The organism is Nocardiopsis sp. iso_40 (assembly GCF_056173285.1).
Window position 1 is genome coordinate 2,738,997 of sequence record NZ_CM149666.1, and the last position, 22,476, is coordinate 2,761,472.

General features: G+C 72.3%; 20 protein-coding genes. 11 read left to right on the plus strand and 9 right to left on the minus strand.

What is annotated here, in order from left to right; translation table 11 throughout:
- Positions 1 to 59: 59 nt before the first annotated feature.
- From AC0VYD_RS11840 to AC0VYD_RS11860, 5 genes are all read left to right on the plus strand, one after another.
- The gene (locus AC0VYD_RS11840; RefSeq protein WP_475479920.1) at positions 60 to 461 is read left to right on the plus strand and encodes a TOBE domain-containing protein; all 402 of its coding nucleotides are present in this window, start codon (positions 60 to 62) and stop codon (positions 459 to 461) included.
- Positions 454 to 1,290, plus strand: coding sequence for a molybdate ABC transporter substrate-binding protein (gene modA, locus AC0VYD_RS11845; RefSeq protein ID WP_475479921.1), 837 nt, complete (start codon positions 454 to 456; stop codon positions 1,288 to 1,290). Before AC0VYD_RS11840 ends, modA begins: the two co-directional genes overlap by 8 nt.
- Entirely contained in the window at positions 1,287 to 2,114 is an 828-nt protein-coding gene (locus AC0VYD_RS11850; RefSeq protein WP_475479922.1) for an ABC transporter permease, read from the plus strand. The genes modA and AC0VYD_RS11850 overlap by 4 nt, the downstream gene beginning before the upstream one ends.
- Positions 2,111 to 3,229, plus strand: coding sequence for an ABC transporter ATP-binding protein (locus AC0VYD_RS11855; protein WP_475479923.1), 1,119 nt, complete (start codon positions 2,111 to 2,113; stop codon positions 3,227 to 3,229). The genes AC0VYD_RS11850 and AC0VYD_RS11855 overlap by 4 nt, the downstream gene beginning before the upstream one ends.
- Before the next feature lie 236 nt (positions 3,230 to 3,465).
- Positions 3,466 to 3,804, plus strand: coding sequence for a DUF3040 domain-containing protein (locus AC0VYD_RS11860; RefSeq protein WP_475479924.1), 339 nt, complete (start codon positions 3,466 to 3,468; stop codon positions 3,802 to 3,804).
- Between the two features lie 96 nt (positions 3,805 to 3,900).
- Here the strand turns inward: AC0VYD_RS11860 and AC0VYD_RS11865 are convergent, their stop codons facing one another.
- The 3 genes from AC0VYD_RS11865 to AC0VYD_RS11875 form a co-directional block, all read right to left on the minus strand.
- On the minus strand, positions 3,901 to 6,498 hold the full coding sequence (locus AC0VYD_RS11865; RefSeq protein ID WP_475479925.1) for a penicillin-binding transpeptidase domain-containing protein: 2,598 nt from the start codon (positions 6,496 to 6,498) through the stop codon (positions 3,901 to 3,903).
- A 565-nt stretch (positions 6,499 to 7,063) separates the two neighbouring features.
- On the minus strand, positions 7,064 to 8,410 hold the full coding sequence (locus AC0VYD_RS11870) for an FAD-dependent oxidoreductase (RefSeq protein WP_475480247.1): 1,347 nt from the start codon (positions 8,408 to 8,410) through the stop codon (positions 7,064 to 7,066).
- A gap of 277 nt (positions 8,411 to 8,687) precedes the next feature.
- On the minus strand, positions 8,688 to 9,371 hold the full coding sequence (locus tag AC0VYD_RS11875; RefSeq protein ID WP_475479926.1) for a lysophospholipid acyltransferase family protein: 684 nt from the start codon (positions 9,369 to 9,371) through the stop codon (positions 8,688 to 8,690).
- A 242-nt stretch (positions 9,372 to 9,613) separates the two neighbouring features.
- Between AC0VYD_RS11875 and AC0VYD_RS11880 the strand changes: the two genes are divergently transcribed.
- On the plus strand, positions 9,614 to 10,267 hold the full coding sequence (locus AC0VYD_RS11880) for a cyclase family protein (RefSeq protein ID WP_475479927.1): 654 nt from the start codon (positions 9,614 to 9,616) through the stop codon (positions 10,265 to 10,267).
- A 41-nt stretch (positions 10,268 to 10,308) separates the two neighbouring features.
- Here the strand turns inward: AC0VYD_RS11880 and AC0VYD_RS11885 are convergent, their stop codons facing one another.
- The 3 genes from AC0VYD_RS11885 to AC0VYD_RS11895 all read right to left on the minus strand — a co-directional run bounded on the left by AC0VYD_RS11885 (position 10,309) and on the right by AC0VYD_RS11895 (position 14,393).
- The gene (locus AC0VYD_RS11885; protein WP_475480248.1) at positions 10,309 to 12,396 is read right to left on the minus strand and encodes an FUSC family protein; all 2,088 of its coding nucleotides are present in this window, start codon (positions 12,394 to 12,396) and stop codon (positions 10,309 to 10,311) included.
- A gap of 103 nt (positions 12,397 to 12,499) precedes the next feature.
- Positions 12,500 to 13,699 (minus strand): hypothetical protein, encoded by a 1,200-nt coding sequence (locus AC0VYD_RS11890; protein WP_475479928.1) that lies wholly within the window; start codon positions 13,697 to 13,699, stop codon positions 12,500 to 12,502.
- A 151-nt stretch (positions 13,700 to 13,850) separates the two neighbouring features.
- Positions 13,851 to 14,393, minus strand: a complete 543-nt coding sequence (locus AC0VYD_RS11895; protein ID WP_475479929.1) for an N-acetyltransferase family protein — start codon at positions 14,391 to 14,393, stop codon at positions 13,851 to 13,853.
- Positions 14,394 to 14,705: 312 nt separating this feature from the next.
- Between AC0VYD_RS11895 and AC0VYD_RS11900 the strand changes: the two genes are divergently transcribed.
- On the plus strand, positions 14,706 to 15,635 hold the full coding sequence (locus AC0VYD_RS11900; protein WP_475479930.1) for a LysR family transcriptional regulator: 930 nt from the start codon (positions 14,706 to 14,708) through the stop codon (positions 15,633 to 15,635).
- A gap of 55 nt (positions 15,636 to 15,690) precedes the next feature.
- On the opposite strand, the gene AC0VYD_RS11905 is transcribed toward AC0VYD_RS11900, so the two are convergent.
- Positions 15,691 to 16,611: a LysR family transcriptional regulator gene (locus AC0VYD_RS11905; protein WP_475479931.1), complete on the minus strand. Its 921-nt coding sequence runs from the start codon at positions 16,609 to 16,611 to the stop codon at positions 15,691 to 15,693.
- Positions 16,612 to 16,682: 71 nt separating this feature from the next.
- On the opposite strand from AC0VYD_RS11905, the gene AC0VYD_RS11910 reads away from it, so the two are divergent.
- Positions 16,683 to 17,627 carry an EamA family transporter gene (locus AC0VYD_RS11910; RefSeq protein ID WP_475479932.1) on the plus strand — a complete coding sequence of 315 codons (945 nt, stop codon included), beginning with the start codon at positions 16,683 to 16,685 and terminating at the stop codon, positions 17,625 to 17,627.
- Positions 17,628 to 17,806: 179 nt separating this feature from the next.
- On the opposite strand, the gene AC0VYD_RS11915 is transcribed toward AC0VYD_RS11910, so the two are convergent.
- A complete protein-coding gene (locus AC0VYD_RS11915; protein WP_475479933.1) occupies positions 17,807 to 18,127 on the minus strand; it encodes a winged helix-turn-helix domain-containing protein in 321 nt (106 codons plus the stop codon).
- Positions 18,124 to 18,549 carry a hypothetical protein gene (locus tag AC0VYD_RS11920; RefSeq protein WP_475479934.1) on the minus strand — a complete coding sequence of 142 codons (426 nt, stop codon included), beginning with the start codon at positions 18,547 to 18,549 and terminating at the stop codon, positions 18,124 to 18,126. The genes AC0VYD_RS11915 and AC0VYD_RS11920 overlap by 4 nt, the downstream gene beginning before the upstream one ends.
- 175 nt (positions 18,550 to 18,724) lie before the next feature.
- On the opposite strand from AC0VYD_RS11920, the gene AC0VYD_RS11925 reads away from it, so the two are divergent.
- The 3 genes from AC0VYD_RS11925 (at position 18,725) to AC0VYD_RS11935 (ending at position 22,463) form a co-directional block, all read left to right on the plus strand.
- Positions 18,725 to 20,527, plus strand: a complete 1,803-nt coding sequence (locus tag AC0VYD_RS11925; protein WP_475479935.1) for a hypothetical protein — start codon at positions 18,725 to 18,727, stop codon at positions 20,525 to 20,527.
- A 59-nt stretch (positions 20,528 to 20,586) separates the two neighbouring features.
- Positions 20,587 to 21,234 (plus strand): alpha-ketoglutarate-dependent dioxygenase AlkB family protein, encoded by a 648-nt coding sequence (locus AC0VYD_RS11930; RefSeq protein WP_475479936.1) that lies wholly within the window; start codon positions 20,587 to 20,589, stop codon positions 21,232 to 21,234.
- Positions 21,235 to 21,374: 140 nt separating this feature from the next.
- The gene (locus AC0VYD_RS11935) at positions 21,375 to 22,463 is read left to right on the plus strand and encodes a magnesium and cobalt transport protein CorA (RefSeq protein ID WP_475479937.1); all 1,089 of its coding nucleotides are present in this window, start codon (positions 21,375 to 21,377) and stop codon (positions 22,461 to 22,463) included.
- Positions 22,464 to 22,476: the final 13 nt, after the last annotated feature.

The following is a 22,476-nucleotide window of genomic DNA, read 5'->3' on the forward strand; positions in this document are numbered from 1 at the left end:
ATGATCTGCTAGCAGAACATCCATAAAAATCTCGCAGGTGAGGCTAGTAGGTTATTCCCATGCCGACCTTTCAGATCAGCGAGGCCGCCGAGCTGCTCGGTGTCAGCGCCGACACCGTGCGCCGCTGGGTGGACGCCGGCCGACTGCCCGCCGAGCGCGCCCCCTCCGGGCGCCGTCGGCTCGACGGCGCCGAACTCGCCGCCTTCATGCGCGCCGGAGCGGACGAGGACCCCGGCCGCAGCGTCTCCTCCGCCCGCAATCGCTTCCGGGGGCTGGTCACCAACGTCGTCCGCGACCGGGTGATGGCCGGGGTCGAGATCCAGGCCGGGCCGCACCGGGTGGTCTCCCTGATGAGCCGGGAGGCCGCCGACGAGCTCGGACTCCGGGTCGGGACGGTGGCGACCGCGGTCGTCAAGTCCACCAACGTCGTCGTCGAGACCGCCGGAGGCCGACATGCGTGAACACGCCTGGCGCCGCCCGCGCCCGGGCGGCCCCTCCCGTGGGCGGGCCGCCGCTCTGACGGCCCTGGTCCTGGGGGCGACCGCCTGCGCCTCCGGCCCGGGCGCCGGGGCAGGGAGCGGGGGCCCCGGGTCCGGCGGGGAACTCACCGTTTTCGCCGCGGCCTCCCTGATCGACGTCTTCGAGGAGATCGCGGGCTCCTTCGAGCAGGAGCGGCCGGGGGTCACGGTCACCCTCAACTTCGCGGGCAGCAGCGAACTCGCCCAGCAGATCAACTCCGGCGCTCCCGCCGATGTCTTCGCCGCCGCCGACACCGCCACCATGGGGCAGGTCGTCGACGGTGAGGGCCTGGACGCCGACTGGGCCGCCGAACACGGTGGGCAGGCGCTGGTCTTCGCCACCAACACCCTGCGGATCGCCGTGCCGCCGGACAACCCGGCCGGGGTCGGCGGGCTCGCCGACCTGGCCGACGACGACGTCTCGGTCGCCTTCTGCGCGCAGGAGGTGCCCTGCGGCTCCGCCACCGCGACCGCTCTGGAAGCGGCGGGTCTGGAGGTCGTCCCGGTCACCCTGGAGGAGGACGTGCGGGCGGTGCTCACCAAGGTCGAACTCGACGAGGTCGACGCGGGCCTGGTCTACGCCACCGACGTCGCCTCCGCCGGGGGCCGTGTCGAGGGCCTGGAGTTCCCCGGGGCCGAGGAGGCCGCCAACGACTACCCGATCGGGGTCCTCGCCGGGGCCGCCGACCCGGACCTGGCCGCCGACTGGGTCGGGTTCGTCGCCGCCGAGGGCGCCCCGGTCCTGCGGGAGGCGGGGTTCGGTACACCGTGACCGCCGTCGTGACGCGCGCGAGCCGACGCGCCCCGCGCCCCCGTTCGGGGCGGGTGCCCTGGATCCTCCTCGTCCCCGCCGTGGTCGGCGTCCTCTTCCTGGTCCTTCCCTTCGCGGGGATGCTCCTCCGGGCCCCCTGGCCCACCATGGGCGCCCGCGTCACCGACCCCGACGTGGTGGCGGCCCTGTGGCTGTCGCTGTCCACCGCCACCGCGGCCACCGCCGTCTCCCTGCTGTTCGGCGTCCCCCTGGCCTGGCTGCTGGCACGCACCGAGTTCCCCGGCCGCCGACTCGTGCGGGCGCTGGTCACCGTCCCCCTGGTGATCCCGCCGGTCGTGGGCGGGGTGGCCCTGCTGATGGTCCTGGGCCGCAACGGACTGGTCGGCCGGTACCTGGACGCCTGGTTCGGCCTGACCCTGCCCTTCACCTCCGCCGCCGTGGTCATCGCCCAGGTGTTCGTGGCCATGCCCTTCCTGGTGATCAGTGTGGAGGGGGCCCTGCGCGGGGCCGACCGGCGCTACGAGGAGGCCGCCGCCACCCTCGGCGCCAGCCGCGTCACGATCTTCGCCCGGGTCACCCTGCCCATGGTCCTTCCCGGTATCGCCGCCGGGGCGGTGCTGTGCTGGGCGCGGGCCCTCGGTGAGTTCGGCGCGACCATCACCTTCGCCGGGAACTTCCCCGGCACCACCCAGACCATGCCGCTGGCGGTGTACATGGCCATGCAGCGCGACCCCGAGGCCGCAGTCGTGCTCAGCCTCGTCCTGCTCCTGGTGTCCCTGGCCGTCCTGGCCACCCTGCGCGAGAGGTGGGTGAGGGCCGCATGAGGCCGACAGAGCGTGCCGCCGGGCCCCGGTCCGGGGCCTCCCGCGTTCCCGTGTCCACGGCCGGACCCGCGCTCGACGCCGAGCTGCGCCTGCGACGGGGCGACTTCGCCCTCGACGTGGCGCTGACCGCCGAACCGGGGGAGGTCCTCGCGCTGCTGGGCCCCAACGGCGCGGGCAAGTCCTCGGCACTGCGCGCCCTGGCCGGGCTGGCCCCCCTCAGCGGGGGACACGTGTTCGTGGACGGTGCGGACGAGACCACCACGGCCGTCGAACAACGCCCCATCGGCATGGTCTTCCAGGACTATCTGCTCTTCGAGCACCTGAGCGCCCTGGACAACGTCGCCTTCGGGCCGCGCTGCCATGGCGCGACCAGGGCCGAGGCGCGCTCCCGCGCGGCCGACCTGCTCGACCGCATGGACCTGGCCGACCACGCCCATGCGCGCCCGCGGCAGCTCTCCGGCGGCCAGGCCCAGCGGGTCGCCCTGGCCCGGGCCCTGGCGGTACGCCCCCGGCTGCTGCTGTTGGACGAACCGATGGCGGCGCTGGACGCCAGCACCCGTATCGACGTCCGGGCCCGCCTGCGCCACCTGTTGGAGGACTTCGACGGGGTGACGGTGCTGGTCACCCACGACCCGCTGGACGCGATGGTGCTGGCCGACCGCATCGCGGTGGTCGAGTCGGGCCGGGTGGTGCAGCGGGGCGGACCCGCCGAGGTGGCGCGGCGGCCGCGCACCTCCTACGTGGCGCGCCTGGTGGGTCTGAACCTGTTCCGGGGGGAGGCGTCCGGGGAGGTGGTGGAGCTCGCCGACCCGGCCCCCGGCGGCCGGGTCCGGGTGTCGGTGCGCGAGCCCGGCCGGGGCCCGGCCCTGGTGGCCTTCCCGCCGCGTGCGGTGGCCCTGTACCCGGAACACCCCCACGGCAGCACGCGCAACGTGTGGCGGCTGACCGTGGACGGGATCGAACGCTTCGGCGACCAGGTCCGTGTGCATCTGCTCGGTCCGCCCTCCCTGGCCGCGGACATCACCCCCGCGGCCCTGGCCGAACTCGGCCTGTCCCGTGGGGACACGGTCTGGGCCGGGGTCAAGGCCTCCGAGGTCGAGTGTTATCCGGGCTGAGCCGGGACCGCGCGGGGCGGATCAGGGTGTGGGCCGTACGCCCCGCTGTGGGGCCGGGGACCCGGAGCGTGGTGACACACGGCTCTCACATGCCGGAACGAGATGTGCCTTTTTGGTGCTGTTCGCGAAAAACGGGTGGAAATCCTCTGCGGGCTTGGATATCCGGGCCTCACCTGGGGGAGACTGTAGAACACCCGGTGACGACAGTCCTTGCCCCCGCGGCTGAGGAGGGTTCCATGTCCCTGAGAGAGCATGAGCGCAGAGTCCTCGCGGAGATCGAGCGGCAGCTCAGCGAGGACGCTCCGGACCTTGCCGGCCGCCTTGAGGCCTTCGGGAGCGATGATCCCGACGCCCCGGTTGATCCGGGGCTGCGGAGCTGGAAGCCGTGGGTCGCCTGCGGCCTGATCGCCGCGGTGACCGCGGGGCTGTTGGTGATGCTGTTCGTCCTCACCCCGAGCGCCCCGCAGCCCGAGGCGCCCGCCCCGGCCGAGACCTCCCAGGAGAGCGTCCCCGGACCGGAAGCGGAGGGCGGTCCGGCGGACGGGCAGCCCGAACCAGCCGAACCGGTCGGATAGCCGGAGCGCTTCCCTACGACGAGGGCCCCGCCCGGGAGACCACCTCTCCCGGGCGGGGCCCGACGGCCGTTCCGGCCGCTACCGCTCCGGGTACCGCTAGAGCGCGTTCGTGAAGTCGGCTGCCAGCGGGCCGGCCACGGACCCGCCGCCGCCACCGCCGTCGACCACCACGGCGAAGGCGACGTCGCCCTTGTAACCGACCATCCAGGCGTGGGTGGGGAGTTCCTCGCCCTCCTCGGGGGTGCCGAACTCGGCGCTGCCGGTCTTGCCGTACACCTCGCCCTGGAAGTCGACGGCCTTGGCCGTGCCCTCGGTGACCACCGCGCGCATCATCGGACGCAGCGCCTCGGCGTTGCCGACCGGGTTGGGCCCGGGCAGGCCCTCCTGAGCGGGTTCGGTGACCAGTACCGGGTGCCGCCAGGAACCGTCGGCGATCGCGGCGGGCACCGTCGCCATGTGCAGCGGTGAGGTGAGGACCTGGCCCTGGCCGATGCCCTGGGCGCCCATCATGGTGGAGCTGTCCACGGGCGGGAAGCTCGGCTCGTGGGTGGGCACACCGATGTCCAGCGGGGCGTTCATACCGAACTGTTCGGCGCTGGCCTGCAGGGTCTCCGGGTTCAGGTACTGGTCGACCTCCTGCACCAGGGAGGTGTTGCAGGAGGTTGCGAACGCCTCGGTCACCGTCTGCGTGCCGTACTCGGCGCCGCCCGCGTTGCGGAACGGCCAACCGCCCAGGTCGTACTCCTCGGGGCACTCCATGGTGGCGTCCGCCGAGAGGCCGTTGTCCAACAGCGAGCTGTAGGTGATGATCTTGAAGGCGGACCCGGGCGGGTACTGGCCCTCGAAGGCCCGGTTGAACCCGCCGGGGACGTTCACCGCCGCCAGGATCTCCCCGGTGGAGGGGCGCACCGCCACCAGACCGGCGGGGTCGTCGGCCTTGATGATGGCGTTGGCGGCCGCGTTCTGGACGCCCATGTCGATGCTGGTGGTGATGTCCGTACCGTCGGAGCCGTCCAGGGAGGCGACCGTGTTCTCCTCGGTGACCTCCACGGACGCCAGGTCCTCGGCCTCGGCGGCGTCCACCATCAGAATGGTGGTCGCGGCCTCACCGGCCAGGTGTTCCTCGTAGGTGCGCTGGAGCCCGCTCACACCGACGGTGTCGCCGACGTCGTAGGCCGGGCCCAGCCGCTCGGCGTCCTCCTCGTCGGCCTCGCTCAGGGAGCCCACGATCATCTGCAGGGAGCCGGCCACGTCCGGGGTGTCCAACCGGGTGCCGTCGGCGGCCAGAATCCGGCCGCGCTCGCCCCACACCGCGGTACGGGCCAGGACCTGGCCCTCGCCCAGCCCGGGGAAGGCGACCTCGGGGGAGAACTCGACCCGCCACTCCCCGTCCTCGCGCAGCAGCGGGAGCTCGCCCTCCCAGCCCCAGTCGTCGGCGTTGGTCAGGGACACGGTCACCTCGTAGGGGGCGCTGCCGGTGCCGCCCTCCGTGGCGGGCGCTCCGACCTCCACGTCGACGGCCTCGACGCCCAGACCGGTGTCGATCCCGTCCATGACCGTCTCGGCGTCCTCACCGGTGGTGACGGCGGCCAGACGTGCGTAGTCCTGCTCCTCCCAGGCGGCCTCGTACTCGGCCGTGGCCTCCTCGGGCTGGGGCAGCGTGTAGACGTACCAGCCCGCCCCGGCGCCGATCAGCGCCAGCACGACCACGCTCGCGACCAGGCCGATGACCAGCCCGCGGCGGGATCTGCGCCGGGGCGGCGGGGGGCCGGGGTCGTAGGCGTCGTCCTCGTGTCCGTAGGGCTCGTCCGGTCCGCCCGGGCCCTGCGGACCCGGGGGAGCGCCCCGGTCGCCACCGCCGTAGAGGAACCCGTAGCTGTCGCTCTGGTTCTCGCCGGAATGCGGCCCGGGTTCTCCCCGGCCGGGTTCGTACGGGCCGGAGCCGGTGCCGTCGTAAGGCGCGGGTGCGGTGCCGGGGTAGGGCGTGTCGCCCGCGTAGGCGGGCTGTCCGGCGTACGGGGTGCCCCAAGCCTCGGGGGAGGCCCCGGGGTTCCCCTGGTTCTGGGCGGTCTGCCCCCAGCCGGGCTGCGGGCCGGTTCCCGGACCGCTCCAGCTCTCCTGCGGGGGCTGTGCGCCGGCGGGGTCGTTCCAGCCCGGCGGCGGGCCCTGCGGCTCGGCCGGTGCGCTCCAGTCGTGCTGGGCGTGGGTGGGGCCGCCCCAGGCGTCCTGCGGGGGCTGCGGTTCGGCGGGAGCGCTCCAGCCCTCGGGCTGCGGGGGTCGGAGCTCGGCCGGTGCGCTCCAGCTCTCCTGCGGGGGCTGGGGCTCCGCCTGGGCGCTCCGGTCGTGCTGGGCGTGGGTGGGGCCGCCCCAGGCGTCCTGCGGGGGCTGCGGTTCGGCGGGAGCGCTCCAGCCCTCGGGCTGCGGGGGTCGGAGCTCCGCGGGGGCGCCCCACGGTTCCTCACCGGGGGCGGGTGCGGCGGTGGGGTCGACTGGACGGCCCCAGGACGGCTGGTCGCCCCGGTCAGGAGCGTTCCAGCCGCCCGACGGCTCGGGCATGCCTGCGGCCCGGGCGTCATCCGGGGCGTCCCATCCGGGGGCGGCGTCCTGCGCGGGCTGCCCCCACCGCTGCCCGGGGCCCTGGGGGGCCTCGTTCGGGCCTGCGGGCGGGGCTTCGGGCACGGGAGCAGGGGGCACCACGGGGTCCGCTGGGCGCGGGTGATCGAACCTGAAGTCTCCGGTGTCCACGGGACGTGCCCCGGGAGGCCGTTGGGGGATGCGGTAGGGGTTCTCCGGGCGCGGCCGATGCGCCTCTGTGCCGTCCGAATCCTCGGGCGGCACAGAGGAATCCGGCTGCCGGGGGGACCGTTCGTCCACGCCTGACCGTCCTTCGTTACGTTTTCAGGAGATACCACGATGCCCCGCTCCCACCTCGGTGGGAGCGGGGCACGAGGATGATGGTCGGCATGGCGGTCGCCTCTCGGCGCGGGGCACAACGGGGCTCCTGGCCGTCCGATCAGCCCGCCCCGGAGGGCGGGTGCCGGACGCGGTATTCCGCGAAGGCAATAGTTGAGGCCCGGGGGACACTTGCTACCACACCGACCAACAGTGACTCTAACCCATCAGTCCGGGAAGTTGTTCCACGAACTCTGAGACAGCCGCATGCGCAATCTCACGGTGACAGACGGCACAGATCGGGTAAAGAAAAGGGGCCGGTCCCGCAAAGGGGTACGGGACCGGCCGGGAAGCTCACACGAAGGCCCTAGGCCTGGCGTGCGACGCTGGTCTGTTCCTCGCGGGAGAGCAGCTTGAGGCGCTTGCGTCCGCGCTCGGCGCCCAGCTCCTCCTCCTTGGCCTCGATCCGCTTCCAGCCCTCCCAGGTGGTGTACTGGACACCGCGCTCGGAGAGCAGGGCCCGGAAGGAGACCGGGTCGGGCTCGGCAGCCGGGGTGAAGGACTCACGGTCGGCGACCAGGTTGGTCACGGTCTCCAGCGCGTCGCCCTTGGTGTGGCCGATGAGGCCGACCGGGCCGCGCTTGATCCACCCGGTGGCGTAGACCCCGTCGACGTGCTCCTCGTCCAGGTCCAGGACCCGGCCCTCGGAGTTGGGCACCACCCCCCGCTCCTCGTCGAAGGGCAGGTCGGCCAGGGGGGAACCCAGGTAGCCGATGGCGCGGTAGACGGCCTGCACCTCGGTGTCGACGTACTCGCCGGTGCCCCTGACGTTGCCGTCGCCGGTCAGCTCCATGCGCTCGGTCCGCAGGCCGGTGACCCTGTCCTCGCCCAGGATCTCCACCGGTGAGTGCAGGAAGTGCAGGTGCAGGCGGCGTTCGGCGCCGCGCTCGTCCCGGATCGCCCAGTTCTGCAGGACCTTGACGTTGGTCTTGACCTGGTTGGACTCCTCGCAGGCCCGGAGGCTGCCCTCGTCCATCTCGAAGTCCTCGGCGTAGACCAGGACCTCGACGCCGGGCTGCTTGTCCAGCTCGCGCAGCTCCATCGGGGTGGCCTTGCACTGGGCGATGCCGCGCCGGGCGAACACGTGCACGTCGGTGATCTGCTTGGCGCGCAGCCCCTCGTAGACGTTGTCGGTGATGTCGGTGGCCAGCAGGTCGTCGGCGTCCTTGGCCAGGATGCGCGCGACGTCCACGGCCACGTTGCCCGCACCGATGACGGCGACGCTGGTGCCGTCGACGTGCCAGGAGGGGTTGACGTCGGGGTGGGAGTCGTACCAGAAGACGAAGTCGGCGGCGCCGTGGCTGCCGGGCAGGTCGACGCCGGGGATGTCCAGCGGGCGGTCGCGGTCGCTGCCGGTGGCGAAGACGACCGCGTCGTAGTGGCGGCGCAGGTCCTCCAGTTTGAGGTCCACGCCGTACTCGACGTTGCCGTAGAAGGTGATCTCCGGCTTGTCGAGGATCTTGTGCAGGGCCCCCTGGATCTGCTTGATCCGGGGGTGGTCCGGGGCCACGCCGTAGCGGACCAGGCCGTAGGGGGAGGGCAGCTTGTCGAGGATGTCGATGCTGACGGACGTGCCGCACGCGGACAGGGTCTCGTCCTTGGTGAGCAGGTCCGCGGCGTAGATTCCCGCCGGGCCCGCACCCACGATTCCCACTCGCAGTGGTCGCGTCATCGCACAGCTCCAAGTCTTCGCGCCAGGGTCGGACGCCATAGGTAAGGCTTGCCTAATCTACCCGATGTCGCCACCGGAAAAACCCACTATAAGGGTAGGGAATTCTGCTCTCCCCGCCGGGTAGGGGAAAACGGCCCGAAGTCCGCCCGGTGCCGACGGTCCAGGTGGGAGGCCGGATCCGGGCCTACTGGAGGGGCCTTCAGTGTGGGGTCAACGCCCCGCCAAGGAAGAATCAGCCCCAAGGCGGATGTGGGGAAAGTCACTGCTGTTCGAGTTCGGCCTTGGCGGAGGCGGCGTACCGGGACACCTGCTCCTGGCCGGACAGCTTGGCGATCGCGCTCATGATGGCGTCGGTCGCCTCCCGGCGCGGTTTGGCCCGTCCCGCCTGTCCCGCCCAGGGGGAGAGGTCGACCGGCTCGCCGAAGCGCACGCCCACGCGGTTGAGCGAGGGGATCCTGCGGCCGGGCGGCAGGATGCGCCCGGTGCCGGCGAGCGCCACCGGGACCACGGGCGCCCCCGTCGTCAGGGCCAGCCAGGCCAGGCCGGTCTGTCCCTTGTACAGGCGGCCGTCGGGGGACCGGGTGCCCTCGGGGAAGATCCCGAAGACCTCTCCGCCGTTGATGACCTCCAGGCTGTTGTTCATCGCCTCCTGGGAGCTCTGGCCCGGGCGGCGGTCCACCGACAGCGGGCCCAGTGCCCGCAGCACTCGGGACAGCGCCTTCCGCGGCAGTGTGCTCTCGTCGAAGAGCTCCTGTTTGGCGATGAAGCGCACCGGTCTGGGGCAGGCCACCCCGATGAAGAGGGGGTCGATGAGCGCCAGGTGGTTGGCGGCCAGGATCACCGGGCCCCGCGCGGGGACGTGCTGCGCGCCCTCCACCTTCTGGGGCCACGCCACGCGGCTGGCGGGCGCGACGACGGCCTTGGCTGCTCCGTACAGTGACACTATGAAGTCGCCCCTTCTCGGTGGGTCGCTGATGCTCGCGGGGTTCGCACGCACCGGACGGGGCCTCGACCCGCGGGTGTGCCCTCCGAGCTTAGCGGGGTCCGGCGGGTGGCTGTCTGGTCGAGGCGGTCGAAGAGAACTCCCCGACCCCTGCCGTGACATGCACCACACGCGCTAGGGTTATGGTCTAGACCTCTGGCCCGGGTCAGAGGCTTCTCCGGACGCGAGCGAGGAAGACAGCCATGCCGAAACTGGTCGATGTCAGCCACCAGATCACCGACGGAATGACCACCTGGCCGGGCCTGCCGGAACCGGTGATCGAGGAGAGCACCACCGTCGCGGGCGGTGTTCCCGGGCACGGGAACAGCAGCGGGCGGGTCACCATGGTCGGGGCGACCGGAACCCACGTCGAAATGCCCGCCCACCGTTACCGGGACGGGGCGGACCCGGCCGATCTGGACCTGGAGAGGGTCGCCGACCTGCCCGGAGTCGTGGTTTCCGCGACCGAGGAACGTCAGATCGGCCCCGAAGCCCTCTCCGGTCTGGACCTGCGCGGACGCGCCGTCCTGGTACGCACGGGCTGGGACCGGCACTGGCGCACCGAGGCCTACGGGCGCTCCGACCACCCCCACCTGACCGAGACGGCGGCCAAGGCCCTGGTCGAGGCCGGAGCCACCCTGGTCGGCATCGACTCGGTCAGCGTCGACGACACCTCTCCCGCGGCAGAGGGCGCCCGCCCGGCGCAGGCCGCCCTGCTCGCCGCGGGCATCCCGATCGTCACGCACCTGTGCCTGCTCGACCAGCTTCCCGCCGAGGGCTTCTCGTTCTACGCGGTCCCCGCCAAGGTCCGCGGCATGGCGGCCTTCCCCGTCCGGGCCTTCGCCGTGCTCGTCTAGTACCACCGGCCCAACCGCGGAAAGGGCCCGGGCAGGCGGTCCTACAGGTCGGCGTCCACGTCCTTCTGGGCCCGGCGCCGTTCGCGCTGGGCCCGGCGCTCGGCCTCCTGCTGGGCGGAGCGCTCGTCCTGGGCCACCGCGCTGGTCATCGAGTTGGCCAGCGCACGCAGCTCCATGTTGATCCGCGGATAGGCGGGCAACCGGGGCAGGGCGCCCAGTCTGGGGGTGCGCCGCTCCTCCATCGCCAGGATGAGCTCGTGGAAGGCCAGGTCCACCCGTTGGAGCGTGATCGTTCCCGCCGGATCGGGGCTGCGGTCCCGGGACAGCGCCGCCAGGGCGAGGTACCCGATGCGCTGGGTGGCCACCACCACCGGCCACAGCGGGCGGGTGGAAGCGGCCCGCGGCACGTCCCCGATCGCGCTCTCGTACACACCGCGCAGGCTCACCAGAGCCGCTCGCATGTCCCGGCGCAGCCGGTAACGGCGCTCCTCGGTGAGCTCCACGTCCTGGTCCAGCACCGCCATCATGCACTGGCGGGTCCTCTCCAGCACGCCCGCGATGGCCTGCGGAAGCCGGGTCGCCGACGCCTTGCGCCAGAGCAGCAGCGACCCCGCCATGCCGAAGGCCGCGCCGACCAGGGTGTCGATGATCCTCGACCCCGCCAACTCGGCGACGGGGTAGGGGTTGGCGGTGTAGGACAGCAGCAACGCCATCGGTGTCAGCAGTACTGAGGCGTAGAAGAAGTTGCGGCCCACGACCAGCTGCGTGCCGCCCTGGAACAGCCCGGCCAGGACGATGACCGCGGCCAGCGGCAGGTCGGTCGTGAGCAGCGCGACCCCGCCCAGTACACCCAGCAGGGTGCCCAGCGACCGCTGCACCGAACGGTTCAGGGTCAGCACCACGTTCCCGCCCTGCAGGACGGCGGTCGTGGTCAGCGCCACCCAGTAGTAGTGCTCCAGACCCAGCCACAGCCCGAACGCGCCCGCGAGGGTCACGGTCAACCACATGCGCAGCGCTGTGGGGCGGATCAGGGAGTCGGAGCTCAGACTGGAACGCAGCGAGTTCCACAGCGCGGGGTAGCGGTCGTCGTGCAGGTCGGCGCTGCGTTCGTCGTCCTCCTGCCCTTCGCCCCGGGCGCTCCGGTGCGCGGCCTGGGAGGCACGCGAGAGCAGGTTGTACAGGCGTGCCTCCAGCGACCGCGGGCGCATGCCCCGGCGCAGCTCGTCCAGGGAGTCCGGATCGGGCGCCCGGTCCGGCTCGGCGACGGCCAGTGCCATCCGGTCGGCGAACTCCGCAGCCTCTTCGGGCAGCGCCGTGGGCCGGGCCATGCATACCTGGGTCGCGGCCAGGTGGATGTCGGAGACCCAGCGCAGCAGGGCGCGCAGCCGGGCCGCCTCGGCGGTGGTGCGGTAACCGCGGGTCTGTCCCAGCAGCACGATCCGCCACGCCTCGGCGACGGCCACCGACGCCCTGTGCTGTGCGTGGTCCAGTTCGGGGCTGCCCACGGCCCGGAGCAGTGCGGCCAGCGCACGGTAGGCCCCGGCCACCGCCCGGTACTCGGGATGCCGGGCGCGCACCGGGGCGCCCGACATCGACACCGCCCACCCCACCGCCGCGCCCGTGGCGGCGACCAGCGCGTGCAGGGGCACGTCGGCCAGGCCTCCGGGGGCGATCGTGGAGATGCTGGCGACCAGGACGAAGAACATCGTCCCGGGCTTGTCCACCCGCCAGGCCGCACAGACCCAGGTGGCCAGCCCGGCGGTCAGACCGATGGAGACCACCGCCGCCCACGGGGAGAACGACGCGGCCAGGGAGTTGACGGCCACCGCGGCGACGAAGCCCGACCCCACCAGGGCCAGGGCCGCCGCACGGTAGGAGTAGGGGGTCTTCTTCTCGTACAGGACGGTCATGGACCCCAACGCGGCGAGAGTGCCGACCTGGGGGCCGAAGGCCAGCGCCGCCAGGGCGAAGGACGCCGTCATCGCGACGGTCGCCTGCACGGCGGTCGTCCAGGCCCAGGCGCCCGCCTCCAGGCCGAACACGGCCCTGAGGTCGACGCGCGGCCGTGGCCGCTCACCCACGGTGACGCGTTCCGGGCCCTTGGCGGAGTCGTCCTCGCCCAGGTTCATCGGGCCGGTCTCACCAGTGGTTCCCAGATCTCGCACGGGCTCCATCCTAAGCCGAACGGGACGAACAGGACGTCGGCACCCGTGCGGGTGCGGCCGTCTCCGGTCAGGACTCCCCGGTGGTCGCCCGTGCGGACGTCTCCTCCGGCGCCGCCTCCGCCCGCGCGGCCCGCTCCAGGGCACGGTCCCGTGCCTCCTCGGCCACCGACAGGCGCGCGGCCGCGGCCTCGCGGGCCTCCGCCAGGGTGAGTTCCGCGTTGCGGCGCTGGGCGTCGAGTTCGGCGGTCAGGCGTTCGCGGTCCGCCGTCAGACGGTCCAGTTCCGCGGTGAGGCGGGCACGTTCGGACTCGGCGGCCGCCCGGTCGGACTCCAGGCGCTGGTGGGCGCGCTCCAGTTCGGTACCCAGACGGGAGCGCTCGGACTCCAGGGCCGCGGCGTCACGGCGGCTCTGCTCCTCGGCGCGCTCGGCTCGGGCCAGGGCGCCGCGTTCGGCCAGCTCGGCCTCGTCCCGTCGGCGTGACTGCTCGGCCAGTTCGGTGCGCAGGCGCTCGGTCTGCGCCCGGGCCAGCTCCAGGCGCCGCTCGGCCTCGGCCCGCTCGCGTTCCAGCTCCGCGCGGGCGCGGTCAGCGGTCTCGGTGATCCTGCGTTCGGCCGCGGCCAGTCCGGCGTTGGCCTCGGCGGTGGCCGCGTCGCGCTCCTCGGCCGCGATCCGGGCCAGTTCCGCCTGCCGGTCGCGTTCGGCCTCGGCCGCCTCGCGGCGGTGCAGGGCCTCCTCGGCCATGCGCTCGGCGTCCTGGGTCGCGGTCACTGCGGCGGCGGTGGTCTCCTCCGCCGCACGGCGGGCCGCCTCGGCCTCCCGGCGGCGGTTCTCCGCCTCCAACCGGGCGGAGTCGGCCTCCGAGACCTGGCGGGAGGCGGCGAGGCGGGCCGCCTCGACCTGGGACTCGGCGGCTGCCGGGTCGGTCATGGTGGTGAAGGCCTCGGTGGCCGAGTCCAGGGTCGCGCTGAGTTGTTCCGCCTGGACGGCGAACCGGGTGAGCAGGTCGTCCGCGCGCAGCCGGGCCGTGGTGACGGGTTCGGCCTCCCGGCCGGCCGTCGCGGGGGGCGTGTTCTCGTTCCTGTCGGCGCGGGCCGCCTCCTCGGCGTGCTCCGCCTCCTGGGCCAGCCGCTGGCGTTCCTTCCACGCCCGCCACCGTGTGTGCTCGGGCAGGTCGCAGTACTGGGGAGGCCGCCCGGGGGAGGAGCCGCGGGGCACGGGTCGGGTACAGCCGGGGAAGATGCAGGTGCTGGAGTCGGAGGAGGCCACGGGCCGAGCGTAGCGTCTCGGGGCCCGTCGCCGCCGGGGTGTGTCGCCCGGTGCCGGGCAGCGGGAAGCCCCCGTGCGGGACGTGGGTATGACCGCACGGGGGCTGGTTCCTGGTCGATCCTCCAGCCGTTTCCCGGCCGGGTGTCAGCCGTCAGTCGTGGGCGCCGAAGCCGTCGACGCGGCAGACCATGGTGGTGACGAAGGGGCGGAAGCCCTCCTGCTCCAGGAACCTGATGTCCTCGGAGGCGGTGGCCAGCGCGGAGAACTCGATGTCCCGGATGCCCATGGCGGCGAGCTGGCGGCGCACCTCCTCCAGGAGCTTGGAGCCGACACCGGAGCCGGTGTACTCCGGGTCGATGGCGAAGGTCTGCACGACGGCGACCCGTTCGCCGCGGTCCCAGCTGCCCTGGGCGTTCCTGCGGATGGTGACCATCGCGTACCCGGCCAGGTCGCCCTCGTGCTCGGCGAGGATGGCCATGGTGTCGGGGTCGGCGAGCCACTCCAGGTACTGGGCGCGGCGTCGCCGCCAGGACTCGTCCAGGCTCACCGCGCTGATGATCTCCTCAAGGTGCGGGGCGGTCACCGTGTGCTGCTGGTGCAGCGCACCCCACAGGTCAGCGAGCTCCTCCACCTCGTGTGCTCCGAGGTAGCGGAAGCCAAGGACGCCGACGTTCGTTGAACGAGGTTTGGTCATCAGCGAAGTTTGCATTTTCTTCTCACCCGTTCCACCAGCATTGGGTGCTGATCCCCTGCGGTCCGCGCTCTGCGGGCCCGTGGTTGAGCTGTGGGTCTGACTGTACGTGCCGGTATCGGCGGGAACAGGTCCGACACGAGGAAAAACCACACACGACATCTCTTGATGGAAAAAACTTCGAATGTTTCTTCCGTGGGTTCTCCCGAGAGGGTGGTAGGGGGCTGGGCGGTGTGCACGGAATCACGCACAAAGAGTGGGTGATCCGACCGAAACCATCTAGAAACCTGGGCGTTCTGCCATAAATTGGGATCCATGATCGACGTTCGGCGGTTGCAGCTCCTTCAGGCCCTTGACCACCACCGCACGGTGGCAGCCACCGCGGAGGCGCTCAACGTCACCCCGTCGGCGGTCTCCCAGCAACTCGCCGCCCTGGCCAGGGAAGCCGGGGTCCCCCTCGTCGAACGCCAGGGCCGCCGATTCCTGCTGACCGGTGCCGCCCGGGTCCTGCTCAAGCGCGCGCACGTCATCTTCGCGGAGATGGAACGCGCCACCGCGGACCTGGCCGAGTACGTGGACGGCGACCGGGGGGTGGTCCGGGTCGGTTCCTTCTCCACCGGCATCAGCGACCTCCTCGCCCCGGCCCTGGCCCGCCTGCGCACCAGCCACCCCGGCTGGACCTTCGAGGTCGTGCAGGCCGAGCCCGAGGAGAGCGCCGAGATGGTGCGCTCGGGCCACCTGGACGTGGCCCTGACCATGTCCACCGCGCACATGCCCGCCACCGGGGACCCCGACTTCCGCACGGACCCGGTCATGGTCGAGCTGTTCGACGCGATCCTGCCCTACCAGCACCCCCTGGCCACCCGTACGAGCCTGCACCTGGCCGACGACCTGGCCGCGCAGGACTGGATCATGTCCGCACCGGGCACGGCCTGGCACTCCTGTGTGACCGCCGCCGCCAGCCAGGCGGGGTTCCAGCCCCGGGTGGCGCACACCGTCGACGACTTCAGCGCCGTCTTCGCCATGGTGCAGGCGGGTCTGGGGGTCGCCCTGATGCCGAGGCTGGCCTGGACCGGACTGAACAAGCCCCAGATCGTGGTCCGCGGGGTACGGGAGACCGCCCGGCGCCACATCATCACCCTGTCCCGGGCGGGTTCGACCCCCGAGCCCCTGCTCACCGCCGTTCGCGAGGCCGCCAGCAAGGTCCCGGTCCCCTCCGTCGGCCCCTTCGCCGTCGCGGGCTGACCCCGGCACCGGGCCCGCTCGGGGGCGACCCCTCCCGCACCGTCGCGGTCGTCGTTCAGAACGGGGACGGCGGGACGTCGTCGAGTACCTCCGAAGCGGCCTGGTGCAGGTAGGCGGCGGTCAGCCGGATCGGCCGCCAGGCCCAGCCACCGGTGCGTCCGGCCAGGTAGACCCGGCGGACCCCGCCCAGTTCGCCGAGCGGGGCGTGGGCGACCCCGCGCCGTGTGGTCGTCGACAGGCGGGGCACCACGCCCACGCCGACCCCGGTGGCCACCAGTTCCTCGAACAGGTCCAGCGTGTCGATGCGGTGCGTGATCCGGGGGGTGAATCCGGCATCGGCGCACATCCGTTGCAGCAGGGCCTCCTCGTCGCCCCGGTAGGGGCTGGCGATCCAGGAGGCTTCCGACAGTTCGCGCAGACGGCGCCGGGTCAGCGTCCTGCTGTCCGCGCCCTCGGAGGGTTGGGAGAGCAGCAGCGCCTCGCTCCCCACCGGGTGGACCGTGAGCGTCCCCGGGAATTTCCGGGGGAGAAGGCTGTACTGGTAGACCACCCCCAGATCCGCGCCCCCGTCCTGGAGGAGGTCCAGCGCCTGGTCCGACTCGTACTCGGTCAGGCGGATGTCCATCCCGGGGTGGTCGCGCCTCAGGCGGCGCACCGCGGGGAGCACGATCGGCGCCGCTGACGTGTACATCACCAGGTCGACGCGGCCCACGGGGGCCGTCTCGCCGTCGAACTCCGCCTGGGCCGCCTCCACCCGGGCGAGGATGTCCACGGCGTGTTCGGCGAGCCGCCGTCCTGCCGGGGTGAGCCGTACCCGCCGCCCGTCCGGGACGATCAGCGCAACACCCGCCTCCTTCTCCAGGACGGCGAAGTGTTTGGACACCGCGGAGGTACTCATGCCTGTGACCTCGGACACGGCGGACATCGTGCCGAGTCGCTCCAGTTCCACGAGTAGGCGGAGCCGAGTAAAATCCATCCACCAAAACTACATGGTCCATCAACCATGAGTCCGTGGACAGAAACGAACCATGTAGATCCAATGGTCGGGTGATCCGCTCCTTCCTTCCCTCGCTCCGCCGTGCCCAGACCCCGGTTCCGGCTCCGTTGATGCTGCTCGTCGGCATGTTCACGCTGCACACGGGCAGCGCTCTGGCCGTGACCGCCTTCGAACAGGCCAGCCCGGCCACGGTCACCTGGCTCCGGCTGAGCTGGGCCGCGCTGCTCCTCCTGGCACTCGGTGGTCGCTCTCTGTGGCGGGCCGTGCGTGCGGCGAAACCGCGTGAGCTGGGAGCCGTGGTGATCCTGGGCACAGCGAGCGCGGGGATGATGCTGTTCTACTCCGAGGCGACGGCCCGAATCGAACTCGGTACCGCCACCTCCATCGAGTTCCTCGGCACCCTGGTGGTCGCCGTCGCCGCCATGCGCCGCCGCCGCGAACTGGTGTGGATCGTCGCGGCCGTGGTCGGCGTGGTCTGCCTGACCCGCCCCTGGCAGGGCGAGCTCGACCTGGCGGGGATCGGCTTCGCCCTGGCCGGGGCGGTCTGTGTGGTCGGCTACATCGTGCTGACCCAGCGGGTCGGCGCCGGGTTCAACGCCGTGCACGGCCTCGCCCTGGCGATGACCGTCGCGGCCCTGGTCACCGCGCCGTTGGGCGCCCCGGCCGCGATCGCCGACCCCGACCCCGGGCTCATCCTTTTCACGCTGCTCATCGCGTTGCTCTTCCCGATGGCGCCGTTCCTGCTGGAGATGATCGCCCTGCAGCGGATGAGCCGGACCGCCTACAGCACCTTCTCCAGCCTGGAGCCGGCCGTCGCCCTGGTGATGGGACTGGTCGTCATCGGCCAGGCGCCGGCCGCCGTGCAGCTGGTCGGAATGGGGCTGGTGGTGGTCGCCGGGATCGGCGCCGCCCGAGGGGACCGGGGCGCCGGGCCCGCGGTCCCCAGGACCGTGCGCAGGCAGCGCGGCCGTCTCGCGCCGGCGCAGGCCGCCTGAACCGGCCCTTCGGTGCGGCCCCCGGGGGGCGGACGCACGCGCCGAAGGGTTCTCGGGCCCGTCCCGTCGCCCCTCGGGGCGGCGGGACGGGACCCAGGCCGCGTACGCGAGTGCGCGGCCGTACTCGTGCCGTTCCCGTGGTGCCACCGGTGGTGCGTCGGCCGGTGACCGCGGGAGGGTCAGTCGGGGTCTGACGGGTGCGGACCGATGCCGGAGGCGATGTCGCGCAGGGCCCGCACGTGCTGCTCGAAGGCCCTGCGTCCCTCTGGGCTGAGCAGGAGCGAGGTGCGGGTGCGCCGCCCCACGCGGAACTTGTTCACGACCACGTATCCGGCCTCCTCCAGGGTCGCGATCTGCTTGGACAGCGCGGAGTCGCTGACCTCAACGGTGTCCCGCAGGACCCGGAACTCGATCTGGTCGGCCGAGGCCAGCGCCGCGACGATGGAGAACCGGACCGGGGAGTGGATGACCTCGTCCAGGCGGCTGCGGGGGTGGCTCACTGCTCACCCCGGCTGCGGCGCAGGACGACGATGCCCGCCACGGACGTGGGGACCGCGCTCAGCACCGCCATCGGTACCCACCAGGCCGGCTCACCCTGGAAGAAGACGCTTCCGGCCCCGACGGCCGTGACGTAGACGGCGGTCCACACACCCATGCCCCGGTGGTGCAGTCTGGCGTAGCCGAGGGGTTGCACCGGCTGGCGGCGGCTGTAGACGATGAGCGCGGTGAGCATGACCAGGTAGAACGTCAGACCCACGAGCACGCCCGTGACGGTGCCGGTGATCCCGATGGTCAGCAGGAGCACCATGCTGACCAGGCCGAACCCGAAACCGTAGACCGCGTACCAGCGCCCCCTCGGGCCTACCTTCGCCTGCATCGCCCGGGCCCGCTCCAGGGCGTCCCGGGCCTCTTCCTTGTGCATTTGAGACTTCCTCTCTGTCAATGTTTTTCCATGATTGCACTCACTTTCCATGTTGGCAAGTAATTGTGATCCGAGGTTCCGGGACCGGGCGGCGACCGGCATGACAGGGCCCACTCCGACCGCGGCCCCTTCCAGGCACGGCACCGTCCCCGCATGCACTAACTTGGTCCGAATCATGGCGGCCAAATCTGACCTCGAACTCCTGCGCGCCCACGAACCGGTGCTCATGTGCACCAAGGGGGAACTCTTCTTCCCCGCCGACGTGGACGCCTACGTACGCAACTGCAGCCTCTGGATCGAGGAGCCCGGCGGACGCGAGAGCGTCATCGTCCCCGTCGGCGAGCTCACCCTCGACAGGCTCGCCCGGGCCGAGGAGGAGTGGCCAGGGCGGCACAAGCACCTGCGCTTCGTACAGGAGGAGACGCTGCGCGAGGAGGCCCGCCGGTTCAAGGGCATCGCCCGCTCGGTGATCCCCAAGAGCGGCCGCCTGGCCGCCGTGGGCGTGCTCGGCCGCGTCCTCGACATCCTGATGAAGCTCTCACTGCTCATCCGCGGAGCGGTCCCCGGAGGCGTCACCTTCGCCGCGGTGACCCGCTACCGGGAGCGCGTCGACAACGGCGGCGCCACCTACTACGGGCGCGTCACCCGCGAGGGCGGCTACATCATCCTCCAGTACTGGTTCTTCTACGCGATGAACGACTGGCGCACCATCTACGGCGGGGTCAACGACCACGAGGCCGACTGGGAGCGCGTCACCGTCTACGCGGTGGAGAACCCCGACGGCAGCACCCGACCGGTATGGGTCGGCGCCTCCTCGCACGAGTACCAGGGAGACGACCTGCGCCGCTCCTGGGCCGACCCCGAGCTGCGCCGGGACGGACCCCACCCGGTGGTCTACGTCGGTGCGGGATCGCACTCGCACCAGATGCTCGCCGGCGACTACCTCATCCAGGTCGACCCCGCGGTACTGCGCGGACTCGTCCGCTTCTGGCGACGGATCACCCAGCGCCTCTTCCGGGCCGACAGCGCCATCAACCGGCACGGCATCGGCGTCCCCTTCGTCGACTACGCGCGCGGCGACGGCGAACGGCTCGGCCCCGGCGGCGACCGGGAGTGGAACGCCGTCCTCATCGACGACGACACCCCCTGGGTGCACGGCTTCCGCGGACTGTGGGGGCGCGACACCCGCGACTTCTTCGACGGCGAGCGTGCTCCCAGCGGTCCCCGCTACGAACGCGACGGCACCATCCGCCGCTCCTGGGCGGATCCGCTGACCTGGGCCGGACTGCAGAAGGTGGCGCCCAGTGAGCGCGCGGCCCGCGCCGAACTCCGCTCCCACCTGCGCGGCCTGGACGCGCGGGTGCGCGACATGGACGCGGAGATCGTCAGACGCCGCGACCGGCTCCGCCAACTCGACTCGGCCCGTATCGTCCTCGAACGCGAGGCCCAGTCACGGCCCCGCGCCCGCGAGTACTCCCAGCAGGTCGAGGAACTGGAGAAGGAACTCGCCGAGGTGTACGAGAAGCGGGTCCTGATCGCCGACGAGCGCGAGACGCTCCGACGCTCCCTGGACGGCGACACCCCGCTGGTGCCCTCGCCCACGGGCCACCTCAAGGCACCGCACCTGCCCTACGCCTCCGGCGAGCAGCGCACCAACCGCTTCCTGCACCTGTGGGTCGCGTTGAGCACGCCCCTGCTGCTCATCTCCCTGGCGCTGCCCCTGTTCCTGCTGGACGGGCACATGACCCTGTGGGCCATGCTCGGGGTCGTCCTGGGCTTCGCGGCGATCGACGCCGTCGCCCGCCGCAAGTTCGTCCAGTACCTCACCGGACTGGCGATCGCCGCCGTCGCCACAGGCCTGATCGTGGGGGTGGTTGCGGCCTTCATCGCCGACTGGCGGATCGCCGTCACCGTACCCATCGTGCTCATCGTGGTCGTGCTCCTGGTGGTCAACGTCCGCGACCTCATGCGCCGCTGATCCGGGCCCCCGCCCGAGCCCCGCGCGGTTCCGTCACCCGCGCGGGGCACCATGGGGGCATGGACGAAGCACTGTTCGGTTCACCACCGGTCACCGTCGCCCCGGGCGCCGTCCACCTGCCCGGCTGGCTGTCCCCGCAGACCCGGGCCGACCTGGTCCGGCGCTGCCGGGAGTGGGCGCGCGGTCCCGCGGGGATGCGTCGGCACCCGATGCCGGGCGGCGGGCGGATGAGCGTCTCGATGGTCTCGCTCGGCTGGCACTGGCAGCCCTACTCCTACGCCCGCGAGCTGCCCGACGGCACCCCGGTCCAGCCCTTCCCCGGCCTGCTGGGCGACCTGGCGGCCCGCGCCGTCGAGGCCGCCTACGGGGCCCCGCACCGGGGGGACCCCTACGACGTGGCCCTGGTCAACTTCTACGACGCCGACGCCCGGATGGGCATGCACCAGGACCGGGACGAGCGCTCCCGCGCCCCGGTCGTCTCGTTCAGCCTCGGCGACACCTGCGTCTTCCGGTTCGGCAACACCGAGACCCGGAACCGGCCCTACACCGACGTCGAACTGCGCGGCGGCGACCTGTTCGTCTTCGGCGGCCCCTCCCGGATGGCCTACCACGGGGTACCGCGCACCCGCCCGGGCAGTGCGGACCCCGGCCTGGGCCTGACCGGCAGGCTCAACATCACGGTCCGCGCCTCCGGCCTGCAGGACTGAACCGCCCGCAGACCGCGCCCCGCCCCGGCGGGCCGGAGGAGGTCGCCGCCGCGTCCCGGTCCCTGTGGCGTGTCGGCGCGCGCCCGTGCCCGCACCGGGTCAGGATCGGGCAGGGCAGGCCGCACACGGGAGGGCAGACCATGACCGAATCCGCGCCCGAGCGCACCATGGCCCTGGGCGGTGGGGGAGGCGTCCCGTCCGCCGACGCCCCACCCGGCGAGGTCCGGATCGGCCTCTACCGGGACGGGCGCCGCCAGCGCGAAACCCGCTCCCTCGCGGAGGCGGGCGAGGCCGTCCACACCGGTTCGGGGCTGATGGCGTGGGTCAGCATGAGCGCCCCCAACCGGGAGCAACTGCTGGAGGCCGCCCACCACTTCGACCTGCCCCGGCTGGCCCTGGAGGACGCGATCGTCGCCCACCAGCGGCCCAAGGTCGAGACCTACGGCGACGTGCTGTTCGTCGTGCTGCGACCGGCCCGCTACGACCGGGCGAGGGAGCTCGTGGAGGTCGGGGAGGTCCACGTCTTCGGCGCCCACGACTTCGTGATCACCATCCGCCACACCGAGCAGGTCGACTTCGAGACGGTCCGCTACCGGATGGAGGCCGAACCGGGGATGCTCGCCCACGGCACACCGGCCGTGGTCTACGGGGTCCTGGACCAGGTCGTGGACGCCTACGCCCCGGCCATCGCCGGGCTTCAGGACGACATCGACGAGGTGGAGAACCAGGTCTTCGCCGGTGACCGGAACGCCTCCCGGCGCACCTACCGCCTGGCGCGCCAGGCGATCCGCCTCCAACGCGCCATCGATCCCCTGGACGAACTCCTCGACCACCTCATGGCCCCGTTGGAGCGTCCCGAGCGGGCCGGGCCCCATCCGCTGCTCCGCCCGGGCCCGGAACACCGCACCGAGCTGTACCACTACCTGCGCGACGTCGCCGACCACGTCCGCGCGACCCGTGAACACGCCGACGGTTTCCGCCAGCTGCTGGAGAACATCACCGAGGTCCACAGCGCCCTCATCAGCCAGGAACAGAACGAGGCGATGAAGAAGATCTCCTCCTGGGGCGGCATTCTGGTCGTCCCGACACTGATCTCCTCGGTCTTCGGGATGAACCTCTCCCCCCAGCCCGGATTCCACTGGGTCTTCAGCTGGCCGCTCGTGCTCCCCCTCATGTTGCTGTCCGCGCTGCTGCTCTACGTGCTCTTCAGACGCAACGGCTGGTTGTAGCGGCGGGGGCCGG